13 protein-coding genes and 1 tRNA gene are annotated in these 13,426 nt (G+C 75.0%); 10 read left to right on the top strand and 4 right to left on the bottom strand.

Going from position 1 to position 13,426, the window contains the following annotated elements; translation table 11 throughout:
* The first annotated feature begins 166 nt into the window (after positions 1 to 166).
* The 8 genes from fdh to ACTMS0_RS24920 all read left to right on the top strand — a co-directional run bounded on the left by fdh (position 167) and on the right by ACTMS0_RS24920 (position 9,441).
* On the top strand, positions 167 to 3,436 hold the full coding sequence (gene fdh, locus ACTMS0_RS24955; protein ID WP_441157681.1) for a formate dehydrogenase: 3,270 nt from the start codon (positions 167 to 169) through the stop codon (positions 3,434 to 3,436).
* Between the two features lie 2 nt (positions 3,437 to 3,438).
* Entirely contained in the window at positions 3,439 to 4,500 is a 1,062-nt protein-coding gene (locus ACTMS0_RS24950; RefSeq protein ID WP_441157693.1) for a 4Fe-4S dicluster domain-containing protein, read from the top strand.
* Positions 4,497 to 5,591 carry an NrfD/PsrC family molybdoenzyme membrane anchor subunit gene (gene nrfD, locus ACTMS0_RS24945; RefSeq protein ID WP_441157680.1) on the top strand — a complete coding sequence of 365 codons (1,095 nt, stop codon included), beginning with the start codon at positions 4,497 to 4,499 and terminating at the stop codon, positions 5,589 to 5,591. Before ACTMS0_RS24950 ends, nrfD begins: the two co-directional genes overlap by 4 nt.
* A gap of 154 nt (positions 5,592 to 5,745) precedes the next feature.
* Positions 5,746 to 5,841 (top strand) — tRNA-Sec (locus tag ACTMS0_RS24940).
* 19 nt (positions 5,842 to 5,860) lie between these two features.
* The gene (gene selA / locus ACTMS0_RS24935) at positions 5,861 to 7,168 is read left to right on the top strand and encodes an L-seryl-tRNA(Sec) selenium transferase (RefSeq protein WP_441157679.1); all 1,308 of its coding nucleotides are present in this window, start codon (positions 5,861 to 5,863) and stop codon (positions 7,166 to 7,168) included.
* A gap of 2 nt (positions 7,169 to 7,170) precedes the next feature.
* Positions 7,171 to 8,928 (top strand): selenocysteine-specific translation elongation factor, encoded by a 1,758-nt coding sequence (gene selB / locus ACTMS0_RS24930; protein ID WP_441157678.1) that lies wholly within the window; start codon positions 7,171 to 7,173, stop codon positions 8,926 to 8,928.
* 61 nt (positions 8,929 to 8,989) lie between these two features.
* Complete coding sequence (locus tag ACTMS0_RS24925; RefSeq protein WP_441157677.1) at positions 8,990 to 9,187, top strand: hypothetical protein; 198 nt, start codon at positions 8,990 to 8,992, stop codon at positions 9,185 to 9,187.
* 83 nt (positions 9,188 to 9,270) lie between these two features.
* Positions 9,271 to 9,441 (top strand): amidophosphoribosyltransferase, encoded by a 171-nt coding sequence (locus ACTMS0_RS24920; protein WP_441157692.1) that lies wholly within the window; start codon positions 9,271 to 9,273, stop codon positions 9,439 to 9,441.
* An 11-nt stretch (positions 9,442 to 9,452) separates the two neighbouring features.
* Here the strand turns inward: ACTMS0_RS24920 and ACTMS0_RS24915 are convergent, their stop codons facing one another.
* Positions 9,453 to 10,103, bottom strand: a complete 651-nt coding sequence (locus ACTMS0_RS24915; protein ID WP_441157676.1) for a hypothetical protein — start codon at positions 10,101 to 10,103, stop codon at positions 9,453 to 9,455.
* Between the two features lie 145 nt (positions 10,104 to 10,248).
* Here ACTMS0_RS24915 and ACTMS0_RS24910 point away from each other — a divergent pair, with 145 nt between their 5' ends.
* Positions 10,249 to 10,443 carry a hypothetical protein gene (locus ACTMS0_RS24910; RefSeq protein ID WP_441157675.1) on the top strand — a complete coding sequence of 65 codons (195 nt, stop codon included), beginning with the start codon at positions 10,249 to 10,251 and terminating at the stop codon, positions 10,441 to 10,443.
* Positions 10,444 to 10,502: 59 nt separating this feature from the next.
* Here ACTMS0_RS24910 and ACTMS0_RS24905 read toward each other — a convergent pair whose 3' ends face one another.
* The 3 genes from ACTMS0_RS24905 to ACTMS0_RS24895 form a co-directional block, all read right to left on the bottom strand.
* Entirely contained in the window at positions 10,503 to 10,967 is a 465-nt protein-coding gene (locus ACTMS0_RS24905; RefSeq protein ID WP_441157674.1) for a hypothetical protein, read from the bottom strand.
* Entirely contained in the window at positions 10,964 to 11,176 is a 213-nt protein-coding gene (locus ACTMS0_RS24900) for a phosphatidylethanolamine-binding protein (RefSeq protein WP_441157673.1), read from the bottom strand. The genes ACTMS0_RS24905 and ACTMS0_RS24900 overlap by 4 nt, the downstream gene beginning before the upstream one ends.
* Positions 11,177 to 11,307: 131 nt before the next feature.
* The gene (locus tag ACTMS0_RS24895; protein WP_441157672.1) at positions 11,308 to 12,189 is read right to left on the bottom strand and encodes a universal stress protein; all 882 of its coding nucleotides are present in this window, start codon (positions 12,187 to 12,189) and stop codon (positions 11,308 to 11,310) included.
* A 111-nt stretch (positions 12,190 to 12,300) separates the two neighbouring features.
* On the opposite strand from ACTMS0_RS24895, the gene ACTMS0_RS24890 reads away from it, so the two are divergent.
* Entirely contained in the window at positions 12,301 to 13,047 is a 747-nt protein-coding gene (locus ACTMS0_RS24890; RefSeq protein ID WP_441157671.1) for an SAM-dependent methyltransferase, read from the top strand.
* Positions 13,048 to 13,426: the final 379 nt, after the last annotated feature.

The raw sequence follows: 13,426 nt of genomic DNA, 5'->3' as shown, positions 1-13,426 counted from the left end.
GCGACCTGCACACCGACACCCCAGCGCCGCCCCCGAGCCCACACCAGGCCCGGGGGCGGCGCTGTCTACGTACCCCGAAGGATGATCGCGGCCCTTGGGTCGCGAGCGTCGGCCGCCTGCCCTATCTTCGAGGGGTCGGCGTCGGGGCCGGGGAGGGGGTGTCGCGGTGGGTCTGCGGACCTTCATCGAGGGCTGGCCGGTCTACCGGCAGCTCACCGGCACCGACCCGCTCGGCCGGGGTGCCGCCGCCCAGTCGAAGCGGTCGGCGGAGCTGACCGCGCGCACCGAGACCGCGGACCGGGTGGCCCGCTCGGTGTGTCCGTACTGCGCCGTCGGCTGCGCGCAGCGGGTCTTCGTCAAGGACGAGCAGGTCGTCCAGATCGAGGGCGACCCGGACAGCCCCATCTCCCGCGGCCGGCTCTGCCCCAAGGGTTCCGCCAGCAAGAGCCTGGTCACCAGCCCACTGCGAGAGACCAAGGTCCGCTACCGCCGGCCGTACGGCACGGAGTGGGAGGACCTGGACCTGGACGTCGCGCTCGACATGATCGCCGACCGGATCCTCGCCGTCCGTGAGCAGACCTGGGAGGACGTCGACAGCGAGGGCCGACCGCTGAACCGGACGCTGGGCATCTCCAGTCTGGGCGGGGCGACCCTGGACAACGAGGAGAACTACCTCATCAAGAAGCTGTTCACGGCGATGGGGGCGCTCCAGATCGAGAACCAGGCCCGCATTTGACACTCCGCCACCGTCCCCGGTCTGGGGACCAGCTTCGGTCGCGGTGGCGCGACGGACTTCCAGCAGGCGTTGGCGCACTCTGACGTCATCGTCATCCAGGGCTCGAACATGGCCGAGGCCCACCCGGTGGGCTTCCAGTGGGTGATGGAGGCGAAGAAGCGCGGCGCGAAGGTCTTCCACGTCGATCCGCGGTTCACCCGGACCAGCGCGCTCGCCGACACGTACCTGCCGATCCGCGCGGGCACGGACATCGCCCTGCTCGGCGGGGTGGTCAACCACATCCTGGAGAACGAGCTCGACTTCCGGGAGTACGTGCTGGCCTACACCAACGCGGCGACCATCGTGAGTGAGCACTTCGTCGACGCCGAGGACCTCGACGGCCTCTTCTCGGGCTTCAACCGACAGACGCGCGCGTACGACCAGACCAGCTGGCAGTACGCGGGCCAGGAGCGGGACGGCGGGATCGAGGACACCGGCAAGGAGCGGAACAGCGCGGCCGGCCTGCGCCACGAGTCACACGGTATGCCGGTGGCGGCCGGCGTCAGGCGGGACGAGACGCTGCAGCATCCGCGTTGCGTCTACCAGATCCTCAAGCGGCACTTCGCCCGCTACACGCCGGAGATGGTGGAACGGGTCTGCGGCATCCCGCGGGAGAAGTTCCTCGAGCTGGCCCGGGCCTGGACCGAGAACTCCGGCCGGGAGCGGACCGGCGCGCTCGTCTACTCGGTCGGGTGGACGCAGCACAGCGTCGGCGTTCAGTACATCCGTACCGGGGCGATCATCCAGTTGCTGCTGGGCAACATGGGGCGCCCGGGCGGCGGCATCCTGGCGTTGCGGGGCCACGCCAGCATCCAGGGCTCGACGGACATCCCGACGCTGTTCAACCTGCTCCCCGGCTATCTGCCGATGCCGCACCACGCCAGTCACCCCACCTTCCAGCAGTGGGTGGACAGCATCCGGCACCCGGGGCAGAAGGGCTTCTGGGCCGACGCCCGGGCCTACGCCGCCAGCCTGCTCAAGGCGTACTGGGGGGACGCGGCGACGCCGGAGAACGACTTCTGCTACGGCTACCTGCCGCGGATGACGGGCGATCACGGCACGTACCAGCAGGTGTTGAACATGATCGACGGCAAGGTACGGGGCTACTTCCTGCTGGGGCAGAACCCGGCGGTGGGTTCGGCGCACGGCAAGGCGCAGCGTCTCGGCATGGCCAACCTCGACTGGCTGGTGGTCCGGGACCTGTTCATGATCGACAGTGCGACGTTCTGGCGGAACAGCCCGGAGGTGGAGACCGGCGAGATCGTGCCGGAGGAGTGCCGGACCGAGGTGTTCTTCCTCCCCGCCGCCTCGCATGTGGAGAAGGAGGGCACCTTCACCCAGACCCAGCGGCTGCTGCAGTGGCGGGAGAAGGCGGTCGAGCCGCCGGGCGATGCCCGCTCCGAGCTGTGGTTCTTCTACCACCTGGGCCGCAGGCTGCGGGAGCGGCTGGCGGGCTCGGACAAGCCGCGGGACCGGGCGCTGCTGGACCTGGCCTGGGACTACCCCACGCACGGTCCGCACGCCGAGCCCAGCGCCGAGGCGGTGTTGCGGGAGATCAACGGGTACGAGGTGGCGACCGGGCGCCCGCTGTCCTCGTTCACGGAGGCGCGCGATGACGGCTCCACCGCCATCGGGTGCTGGATCTACTCCGGGGTCTACAAGGACGGCGTCAACCAGGCGGCCCGGCGTAAGCCTCGGCACGAGCAGGACTGGGTGGCCGCCGAGTGGGGCTGGGCCTGGCCCGCGAACCGACGCACCCTCTACAACCGCGCTTCGGCGGACCCGGAGGGGCGGCCGTGGAGCGAGCGGAAGAAGTACGTCTGGTGGGACCCGGAGAAGGGCGAGTGGACCGGCTACGACGTGCCCGACTTCGAGCGGACGAAGCCGCCGTCGTACCGGCCGCCGATGGGCGCCGCCGGGGTCGAGGCGATCTCCGGCGACGACGCGTTCATCATGCAGGGCGACGGGAAGGGCTGGCTGTACGCGCCCACCGGCGTCCTCGACGGTCCGCTGCCCACGCACTACGAGCCCCCCGAGTCGCCGATGCGCAACCCGATGTACGGGCAGCAGGGCAACCCGATGCGCAAGATCTACCGGCATCCGGTGAACCGGATCAACCCGAGCCCGCCGGAGCCGCACAGCCAGGTCTACCCGTACGTGTTCACCGTCAGCCGGCTCACCGAGCACCACACCGCCGGCGGGATGAGCCGGTTCGTGCGACCGCTGGCCGAGCTTCAGCCGGAGATGTTCGTGGAGGTGTCCCCGGAGTTGGCCGCCGAGGTCGGGCTGGACCATCTGGGCTGGGCGCACCTGGTCAGCGGCCGGGCGGTGATCGAGGCCAAGGTGCTGGTCACCGACCGGCTCACGCCGCTGCGGGTCGAGGGCCGGGTGATCCACCAGGTCTGGCTGCCGTACCACTTCGGCCCCCAGGGCATGGTGACCGGCGACTCGGTCAACGACCTCTTCGGGATCACGCTCGACCCGAACGTGCTCATCCAGGAGAGCAAGGTCGGCACCTGCGACATCCGGCGGGGCCGGCGGCCCACCGGACCGGCGCTGCTCGACCTGGTCGCCGAGTACCAGCGGCGGGCCGGGCTGACCCCGGAGCGGGGCGTCCCGATCGTCACCACCGACGCCGGCACCGACGGGGGGCACGAATGAGCATGCTGGAGGGCAACAGCCTCTACGGGCCCCTCGACCCCGCGCCGGACGCCGGCTGGACCGAGGCGCCGCCGCGGATGGGCTTCTTCACCGACACGAGCGTCTGCATCGGCTGCAAGGCCTGCGAGGTGGCCTGCAAGGAGTGGAACGGCGTTCCCGCCTCCGGCTTCGACCTGCTCGGCATGTCGTACGACAACACCGGCGCGCTGACCGCGAACTCGTGGCGGCACGTGGCGTTCGTCGAGCAGCCCCGTCCGGCCGGGCACCGGACGCCGCCGTTCGCGGGCAACCCGACCGAGGCGGCGGTGAGCGCCGCGTCCGCGGCCGTCGCCGCCGCCACCCCGAACCACACCGGCACCGAGCCGGGTGTGCCACCGGGCTCGCCCGAGGTGGCCGCCCGGATGGCGACGAGCACCGAAGCCGGCGGCGGGACGCGGTTCCTCGGCATGCCGGGGGCGCAGCCGCCCGGCCGTACCGGCAGCGCCGAAGGGCGTACCGACTTCCGCTGGCTGATGATGTCCGACGTGTGCAAGCACTGCACGCACGCGGCCTGCCTGGATGTCTGCCCGACCGGTTCCCTGTTCCGCACCGAGTTCGGCACGGTGGTGGTGCAGGAGGACATCTGCAACGGCTGCGGCTACTGCATCTCCGCCTGCCCGTACGGGGTGATCGACCAGCGCAAGGGCGACGGTCGGGCGTGGAAGTGCACGCTGTGCTACGACCGGATCGGCGCCGGGAAGGCCCCGGCCTGCGCCCAGGCCTGCCCCACCGAGTCGATCCAGTACGGCCCCCTGGACGAGTTGCGGGAGCGGGCCGCCGCCCGGGTCGCCACGCTGCACGAGCGGGGGGTGCCGGAGGCGCGGCTCTACGGGCACGACCCGACCGACGGCGTGGGCGGCGACGGGGCGTTCTTCCTGCTGCTCGACGAGCCGGAGGTGTACGGGCTGCCACCGGACCCGGTGGTGACGACGCGGGACCTGCCGCGGATGTGGAAGCGGGCCGGTCTGGCCGCCCTGGCCATGGCGGCGGCGGCCGTCGCCGCGTTCGTCGGAGGGTCCTCGTGAGTCCCCCCGTCGGTGACCGGTTCCGCCGCTTCCGGGACCGGCTGGACGCGGAAGCGGCGGACGCCGGGCCGGCGCCCACACCGCACCGTTCACCCGACCCGTTGCGGCGGCGCCGCGGCCGGCGGGGCGGCGAGGACCTGGCCGTTCCGGAGGCCGAGTTCACCTCCTACTACGGCCGGCCGATCCTCAAGCCCCCGGTGTGGACGTGGGACATCGCCGCGTACCTGTTCACCGGCGGCCTGGCCGCCGGGTCGTCGCTGCTGGCCGCCGGCGGGCAGCTCACCGGCCGGCCGGTGCTGCGGCGGGCCGGGCGGGTCACCGCGCTCGCCGCGGTCTCCGCGAGCGCGGTCTTCCTCGTCAAGGACCTGGGCCGGCCGGAGCGGTTCCACCACATGCTGCGGGTGGCGAAGCCGACCTCGCCGATGTCGGTCGGGACGTGGATCCTCACCGCGTACGGGCCGGCGGCCGGGCTCGCGGCGGTCGCCGAGGTCGCGCCGTGGCTGCCCCGGCGCGGAGTGCCCGGGCTGGCCCGGCGGGTGCTGCCACCGGTGGGGCACGCCGCCGGGCTGGCCGCTGCGGTGACGGCGCCCGCCCTGGCCACGTACACGGGGGTGCTGCTCGCCGGCACGGCCGTGCCGTCGTGGCACGAGGCGTACCCGGAACTGCCGGTCATCTTCGCGGGCAGCGCGCTGGCCAGCGGTGCCGGCGTCGGTCTGCTCGCCGCGCCGCCCGACCAGGCGGGCCCGGCCCGCCGGCTGGCGGTGGCCGGCGCGGCCCTCGAACTGTTCGGCTCGCACCGGGTGGAGACCCGGCTCGGGCTGCTCAGCGAGCCCTACACGACCGGCCGGTCCGGCCGGCTGATGCGCGCGGCGCGGGCGCTGACCGTCGCCGGGGTCGCCGGGGCGCTGCTCGGCCGGCGCAGCCGGGTCATCTCCGGGGCGTCCGGGGTCGCGCTGCTCGCCGCGTCGGTGGCCACCCGGTTCGGGATCTTCTACGGCGGGGTCGCCTCGGCGCGCGATCCGAAGTACACGGTGGTGCCGCAGCGGGAACGCCTCGCGCGGCGGGCGGAGGACGGCGACGCCGGTCAGTGACCGAGCCGGGGGGCTCTGACCCGCCGGACGCACCGCCGATCCGGTGGCGAGCATGCGGTGCCGCCGGCCGGAACATCGGCTGCGGGCGGGCGGCTCCGACAGATCCCGGGTGGCCGGCGGGCGGAGCGGGCCGCCCTGTGGTCAAATGCTGCGTGGAGGCGTTCAGGCGGCTGGTGCCCCTCCCGGTCTTCAAAACCGGTGTGGTCCGGGACCCGGGCCAGGCGGGTTCGATTCCCGTCCGTCTCCGCCAAGCCTCGTGGGAGTTTGACGTGACAGCCGACGGCAGCGCCGATCCACGCCGGCGGGTGCCGCGCACCGACACGCTGCTGGCCGACCCGCCGGTCGCCGCCGCCGTCGCCACCCACGGCCGCGACCGGGTCAAGGCCGCCGTGCGCCGGGCCCAGGAGCGGGCGCGGCGGGGCGAGATCACCCCCGAGGGGGTACGCGACGCCGCGCTCGCCGCCCTCACCGCGCCGGCCCCGCGGGCGGTGCTCAACGCGACCGGGGTCGTGCTGCACACCAACCTCGGCCGCGCGCCCCTGTCCCCGGTGGCCGTCGCCGCGGTCGTGGCCGCCGCCGGCCACACGGACGTCGAACTCGACCTGGCCACCGGCCGGCGTGCCCGCCGCGGCCAGGACGTCCTCGACGCGCTCGCCGCCGCGGTTCCCGACGCCGGGGCGGTGCACGTGGTCAACAACGGCGCCGCCGCGCTGGTGCTCGCCGCCACCGCCCTCGCCGCCGGCCGGGAGATCGTGGTCAGCCGCGGCGAACTCGTGGAGATCGGCGACGGCTTCCGCCTGCCGGACCTGCTGGAGAGCACCGGCGCGCGGCTGCGCGAGGTGGGCACCACCAACCGCACCCACCTCGCCGACTACGCCGCCGCGATCGGGCCGGACACCGGCTTCGTGCTCAAGGTGCACCCGTCGAACTTCCAGGTCAGCGGCTTCACCTCGGCGGTACCGGTGCGCGCGCTGGCCAGCCTCGGCGTGCCGGTCGTCACCGACATCGGCTCCGGGCTGCTCGCCCCCGATCCGCTGCTGCCCGACGAGCCGGACGCCGCGTCCACGCTGCGCGCCGGGGCGGCGCTGGTCACCGCGAGCGGCGACAAGCTGCTCGGCGGCCCGCAGGCCGGGCTGCTGCTCGGCGACGCCGACCTGGTGCAGCGGCTGCGCCGGCACCCCCTCGCCCGGGCACTGCGGGTGGACAAACTGACCCTCGCCGCGCTGGGCGCCACCCTGGCGGACCCGGTGACACCCACCCGGGCGGCGCTGCACGCCGACACGGCGGCGCTGCGGGCCCGCACCGAGCGACTGCGTGACGCCCTCGCCGCCGACGGGTGCAAGGCGGAGGTCGTACCGGCCGTCGCCGTGGTCGGTGGTGGCGGCGCCCCCGGCGTGGAGCTGGACTCGTGGGCGCTGAGCCTGCCCGAGTCGTACGCGCGGCCACTGCGGACCGGGGAGCCGCCCGTGCTCGGACGGGTGGCCCACGGCCGGGTGCTGCTGGACCTGCGCTGCGTCCCCGCCGACGCCGACGACACGGTCCGCGCCGCCGTGCTGCGCGTTTCCGCGGACGGCTGAGCATGTTCGTGGTGGCCACCGCCGGGCACGTCGACCACGGCAAGTCGACGCTGGTGCGGGCGCTGACCGGGATGGAGCCGGACCGGTGGGCCGAGGAGCGCCGCCGGGGCATGACCATCGACCTCGGGTTCGCGTGGACCGCCCTGCCGTCCGGCCGGACGGTCGCCTTCGTGGACGTGCCCGGGCACGAGCGGTTCGTGCCCAACATGCTCGCCGGGGTCGGCCCGGTGCCGGTGGCGCTGGTCGTCGTCGCCGCCGACGAGGGCTGGATGCCCCAGTCGGCCGAGCACCTGGCGGCGCTGGACGCGCTCGGCGTGTCGTACGGGCTGCTGGTGGTGACCCGCGCGGACCTGGCCGATCCGGGGCCGGCGCTGGCGCAGGCGCGGCACCGGCTGGCCGGCACGTCGCTGCGCGGCGTCGACGCGATGGCGGTGAGCGCGGTGACCGGCGCCGGGCTGCCGGAGCTACGGGCGGCCCTGGACCGGCTGGCCGGCGCGCTGCCCGCCCCGGCGGCGGACGCGCCGGTGCGGCTCTGGGTGGACCGCAGTTTCACCGTCCGGGGGAGCGGGACGGTGGTGACCGGCACCCTGGGCGCCGGCCGGCTCGCCGTCGGCGACGAGCTGGAGTTGGCCGCGACCGGCGAGGTGGTTCGGGTACGCGGGCTGCACTGCCTCGGCACCGCCCGGGACGAGGTCGCCTCCGTCGCCCGCGTGGGGGTCAACCTGCGCGGCACGCCGCGCGAGCGGCTCGGCCGGGGCGATGCCCTGCTCACGGCGGACCGGTTCCACCGCACCGAGCTGCTCGACGTCCGGGTGACCGGTGACCCGGCGGCCGACCTGCCGACCACCCTCACCCTGCACGTCGGTTCCGCCGCCGTGCCCGCCCGGGTCCGCCCGCTCGGTACGGACACCGTCCGGCTGCGGCTGGCCCGCCGGCTGCCGCTGCTGGTCGGCGACCGGGCGCTGCTGCGCGACCCGGGCCGTCATCACGTCGCCGGCGGCGTGACCGTGCTGGACGTGGCGCCCCCGCCGCTGCGCCGTCGTGGTGCGGCGGTCGCGCGGGCGGCCGTACTGGCCACCCTGGACGGTCGCCCCGACCTCGCCGGCGAACTGCGCCGCCGGGGACTGGCCCGGGCCGGTGATCTCACCCGGATGGGCGTCGCCCCGGCGGGCCCGCCGGTCGCCGGGGACTGGCTTGCCGACCCCGGGCACTGGCGGCAGCTCGGCACCCGCCTCGCCGAGGAGGTCGACCGGTACGCCACGGCGCACCCGCTGGAGCCCGGCGCCCCGGTGGAGCTGCTGCGGCAGCGCCTCGACCTGCCCGACCGGGCGCTGGTCACGGCCCTGGTGCGGCCCCCGCTGCGGCGGCACGCGGGGCGGGTCACCGGCGCGCCGGCCGACACGTTGCCCGAGCCGGTGGAGCATGCCGTCGCGCGGGTGCGCGCCGCGTACGCCGCGCATCCGTTCCGGGCCCCGGAGGCGGACCACCTCGCGGACCTGGGGCTGGGACCCCGCGAGATCGGCGCTGCCGTACGGGCCGGGGCGCTGCTACGGCTGGCGGACAACGTGGTGCTGCTGCCCGGCGCGCTCGACGACGCCGTACGCGTGCTCGCCGGGCTGCCGCAGCCGTTCACCCTCAGCACCGCCCGGCAGGCGTTGGACACCACCCGACGGGTGGCCGTACCCCTGCTGGAGCTGCTGGACCGGCGCGGTGCGACCCGCCGCCTGCCCGGCGACACCCGGATCGTCGTCGGGCCGTAGCGGGCGGCCGGGGCGGGCGCAACCGGCCCCGGCGGGGCTGTGAGTCGCCTAGCGTCGGACCATGGACCCTTCGGCGGTCTGGCGGGACCGGCAGCACCGGTGGCGGATCGAGGCGTACCGGGCGCCGGACCTGCGCTTCGCGATCTTCGCCACCAACGGCACCACCGAGTCCGCACCGCTGTGGCTGTTCGGGATGACGGCGCTGGCCCGGTGGCTGATGAGCCACAAGATCTCCCTCGACGACCTGGAGGTCGACTGAGTCCCCGGTCGGGGGGAAAAGTGGCATTCGGTCACATTCAGGGCGGTACGAGGATACTGTCGCTGAACGTGAAGGACCGAGGATTGCGCACCGCCGTCACGGTGCTGGCCGGGCTCGCGGTGATCTACTTCGGGACGACCGGCCAGGACCCCGAGGAGGGGGAGGGGATCTCCGGCGGCCTGGTGGTGCTCGCCGTACTCGCGGCCCTGCTCGTGTGGCACCTGACCAAGCCGGGGGACAACGCGGCGAAATGACCGTCGGGCGCTCAGCGGTCCGCCGCCCGCGTGACCTCGCCGGCGGACTCCTCGCCCAACGCCACCCGCACCAGGGCCGACGCCAGGCGGCCGAAGTCCGCGTCGTCGACCAGCCCGGCGAGCCGTTCCGGGGCGCGGGGCAGGCCGAGCCGTTCCGCCCCGCTCAGGGCGCGCCGGTCCACGTACGGGCGCAGGTCCGGCCACGCCGCCTGGGCCTCGCGCAGGAAGATGTCCGCGCCGGTGGGCCCGATGCCGGGGAACTCGGTCAGCAGGCGGCGCAGCCGGGCCGGCTGCCCCTGCGCCTCGCGGTGCATCCGGCGCAGGTCGCCGTGCCAGCGGTCCAGGCACAGCCGTGCGCCGGTGCCGAGCATCGTCGCGGTCCGCTCGTCGTAGCGGCGGTAGTGGCCTCGACCGAGGGCGTCGACCCGGTCCTGCCAGCTCGCCGCCTCCATCGCCTGCGGGGTGCGGTACCCGGCGGTGAAGAGTTCCCGGGCGGCGGCGACCGCCACGCAGGCCCGGATCCGGGTGCTCAGCAGGGTGGCGAGCACCAGCAGCTGGTAGAGCGGCCCGGGCCGGTCGGCCAGCCGGATACCGGCCTCCTCGGCGTACGTGCGTCCGCGCCGCTCCAACAGCACCCGCGCCGTCCTCCGGTCGTCGCCCACCACCGGGTCGTACCCGTCCCGCGCCGGGTTAGCCCTCCCCGCCGCCGCCGGCGGCGCCGGCCCGGCATGGCGACGTTGGCGGCGGGTACCCGACCAGGGAGGCGGTGTACGCGGTGCGCCGTCGCCCCACCGGAAGGAGACACCCGTGTCGAACCCGCAGCAGCAGGAGTTCCGGCGCAACGCCCGGGGCTCGAACGTCCAGGATAACAAGGAGCCGGGCCCGAAGGGTCACCCGCTCAACCGTGGCTCCTCGCGCGGTGACGAGGGGCGCCCGGTGCCCAAGGGGCAGGTCTCCCCGTACGGCCCGGCGCAGGAACCGGTGGCCGAGGACGAGAGCTGAAAGCTGACATGCCCGCGCCGCCCGCCCCGACGGGGACGGGCGGCGCGGCGGTATGCGGGTCAGTGCGGCGACCGGAGCCGGTTCCAGGTGACGGCTCCCGCCAGGCCGAACGCCAGGTGCGGGAGGATGTCGGCCACCCAGTCCGACCGACGCCAGGTGCGCGGGTCGGTGAGGCCGAGCGCGGTCAGCGACCCGTCCGCCATGGTCATCACCCCGCCGCCGAGCACCCCGCTGGCCAGCGCCAGCGGCATGCGCCGGCCCCGGGCCAGCAACGCGAAGCCGATCCCGGCGGCGACGCCCAGCCCGTAGCCGAGCAGGGCTCCGAGGCCGGAGCGGCGGTTGGCCGCCCGGTCCTCGGGCCCGAGGTCGACGTGCGCCAGCTGGGCGACGCGGCGGGCGCTCTCCTCCGGGGTGCTGCTGGCCGGTCGGGCCCGCAGGGCCATGTCCAGGTAGGCGACCGCGTTCAGGGCGCTGCTGCCGACCGCGCCGGCGATCACCCCGTCGGCCAGATCCGCCGCCCTCACTTCGGGTCGCCGGCTTCCCGCTCACTCTTGGGGCCGTAGACCCGCTCGCCGCGGACCACGCCGCGCTGACCCCGGTCCTGCTGGAGGATCCGGTTGGCGACCTCGTTCGCCTTGCGGTCCGACACCCGCCGTCCGGAATCGTCGATCACGTCCCGGATGCGCGCTCGCTGCTTGTCGTACGCGTTGCTGCCCGGCCGTGGTCCTGGCATCACTGCCTCCTCCGGTCGTCCTCGCCGTTGGCGTACCCGGCTGGTCTACCCGTCGGCGCGCCGGCCAACCGTGCCGAGGGCGCTGCCGACGTCCTCGGTCGAGCCGGAACGTCGATGCGGTCCCGGACTGGTCAGCGTGACGCGCGGACGACGGCGACCGGGCAGTCGGCGTGGTGCAGCACCGAGTGGCTCACCGAGCCCAGCAGCAGGCCACCCAACTCGCTGCGGCCGTGCCCGCCGGCCACCAGCAGCTGCGCCTGCCGGGACGCCTCGGTGAGCATCCGCGCCGGTCGGCCACGGGCGGTCGCGCGGCGGATGGTCAGGTCCGGCCACCGGTCGCCGAGTCCCGTGACGGACTCGGCCAGCAGCCGCTGCTCCTCGTCGCGCAGGTCGCTCTCGTCGTACACCAGGGGCTGCATGTCGCCGGGGCCGGTGGAGACGGGGTGCCGGTAGGCGTGTAGCGCGACCAGTTCGGTGCCGCGCAGCGCGGCCTCCTCCGCCGCGAACTCGACGGCCAGGCGGGACACCTCGGAGCCGTCCACGCCGACCACGACCGGCCCGTCGGTGCGGTCGCTGCCCCGGGCGACCAGGACCGGGCAGTCGGCGTACGTGGTGACCTGCACCGCGACGGAACCGACGACCAGGGCGCTGAACCCGCCGAGCCCCCGGTCGCCCAGCACGATCATCACCGCGGTCGGCGACTCGCCGAGCAGGACCGCGGCGGCCTCCCCGTCGATGATCTCGCCGGACACGCGCAGGTCCGGCACGGTCGCCTCGGCCTCGGCGACCGCAGCGGCGACCAGCTGCTCCGCCTGGTGGCGGAGTCCCGCGCCGGGCGGGCCGCCGGCCGGCGCGTCGACCGGCACGCGCAGCAGCGGCCAGATGAACCCGTGGACGACACGCAGCGGGCGGTTGCGGCGGGCCGCCTCGACAGCGGCCAGGCGGACGGCCCGCCGGGCCGGCTCCGACCCGTCCACGCCGACCACCACCGCCGCGCCGTTGGCCGAGTTCACCCCGCTCACCTCCGGGGCCAGTATCCCGGTCACGGCGCGGTCGCGCGGCGATACCGCCCAGACAGGACGGTCGGTACGCTGGCGACGGCCGCCGGGGAGGGAGCGTCGTCGATGGTTGAGCCGGACCAACCCAGCACCGCACGCATGATCGACCACTGGCTCGGCGGGGAGCACCACTTCCCGGTCGACGTCGCCGCCGCGCGCGCGTTCGAGTCGGCGTACGGGCCGTGCGCGCCGGTGTTCCGGGAGCTGCGCGCCTTTCTCGGCCGGGCGGTGCGGGCGATGGCCGCCGAGGGGGTGGACGGGTTCCTGGTCTTCGGCGCCGGCGTGCCCACGAGGGGCAACGTGCACGAGGCCGTCCCGGACGCGACGGTGCTCTACACCGACGTCGACCCGGTCACCATCCGGCTCGGCCAGCGGATCCTGGCCGACAGCGACCGGGCCGGCTACGGCTTCGGCGACGCGACCGACATCGGCACCGTCGACCCGGCGCAGCTGCACCGGTTCGTGCCGGGGTGGGGGAGGAGGCCGGTCGGGGTGGTCTTCCTGGGGCTGGCCGCGTTCCTGGACGACGGGACGCTGGCCCGTACCCTCGATGAGCTGTACGAGGCGACCGGGCCGGGCAGCCTGCTCGCGGTGGACTTCGACACCGAGGAGCTGGCGGCGTACCCGCAGGCCCTGGCGTTGATGGGGCCGGCCTTCCGGATGCGGGCGCCGGCGGTGTTCCGGCCGTTGCTGGGCCGGTGGACGCCCACCGCCGACGGGATCGTGCCGATCACGCACTGGCGCCCCGAGGGGCCGCCGGTGGCGGTGCCGGACGCCTTCCACGGCGGGGTGGCCGTGCGCGGAGCGGACTGAAACGCAGGCCGGGACACCGCCATCTGCTCCTCGCGCTCCTGGCGTTCAGCCAGGCCGCGGCGGCGGCCGCCACACCGGCGGTGGCGGCCAGGCCGCCTGCTCCCGCCATCATCTAGCTTCCTAGGACGCTCTACGCGATGTGACCCACACCACACGGCACGGACCCGCGCCAGGAGCGGCGACGCACAGCGGGGAAGCCGCGAGAGGGCGGATATAGTGGCAGCGCAACTCAGCCGGCCCGTGATCCCACGTGATCGCGGGCCGCGTCGGAAGTCGGTCCCGGGCCCGGGGCCGCAGGGGGAGCCGGTGGCAGCCGGCCCGACAGTGCGTACGAGCCTCCGCACCGTCCGATCTCGGCCGGGCGCCGGAGCGCGTCGCG

The sequence above is a fragment of the Micromonospora sp. H33 genome, assembly GCF_052068455.1.
In the GTDB taxonomy this organism is placed as follows: domain Bacteria; phylum Actinomycetota; class Actinomycetes; order Mycobacteriales; family Micromonosporaceae; genus Micromonospora.
Note: the sequence above shows the minus strand (reverse complement) of the source record. Positions and strands in the feature narration are given on the sequence as shown.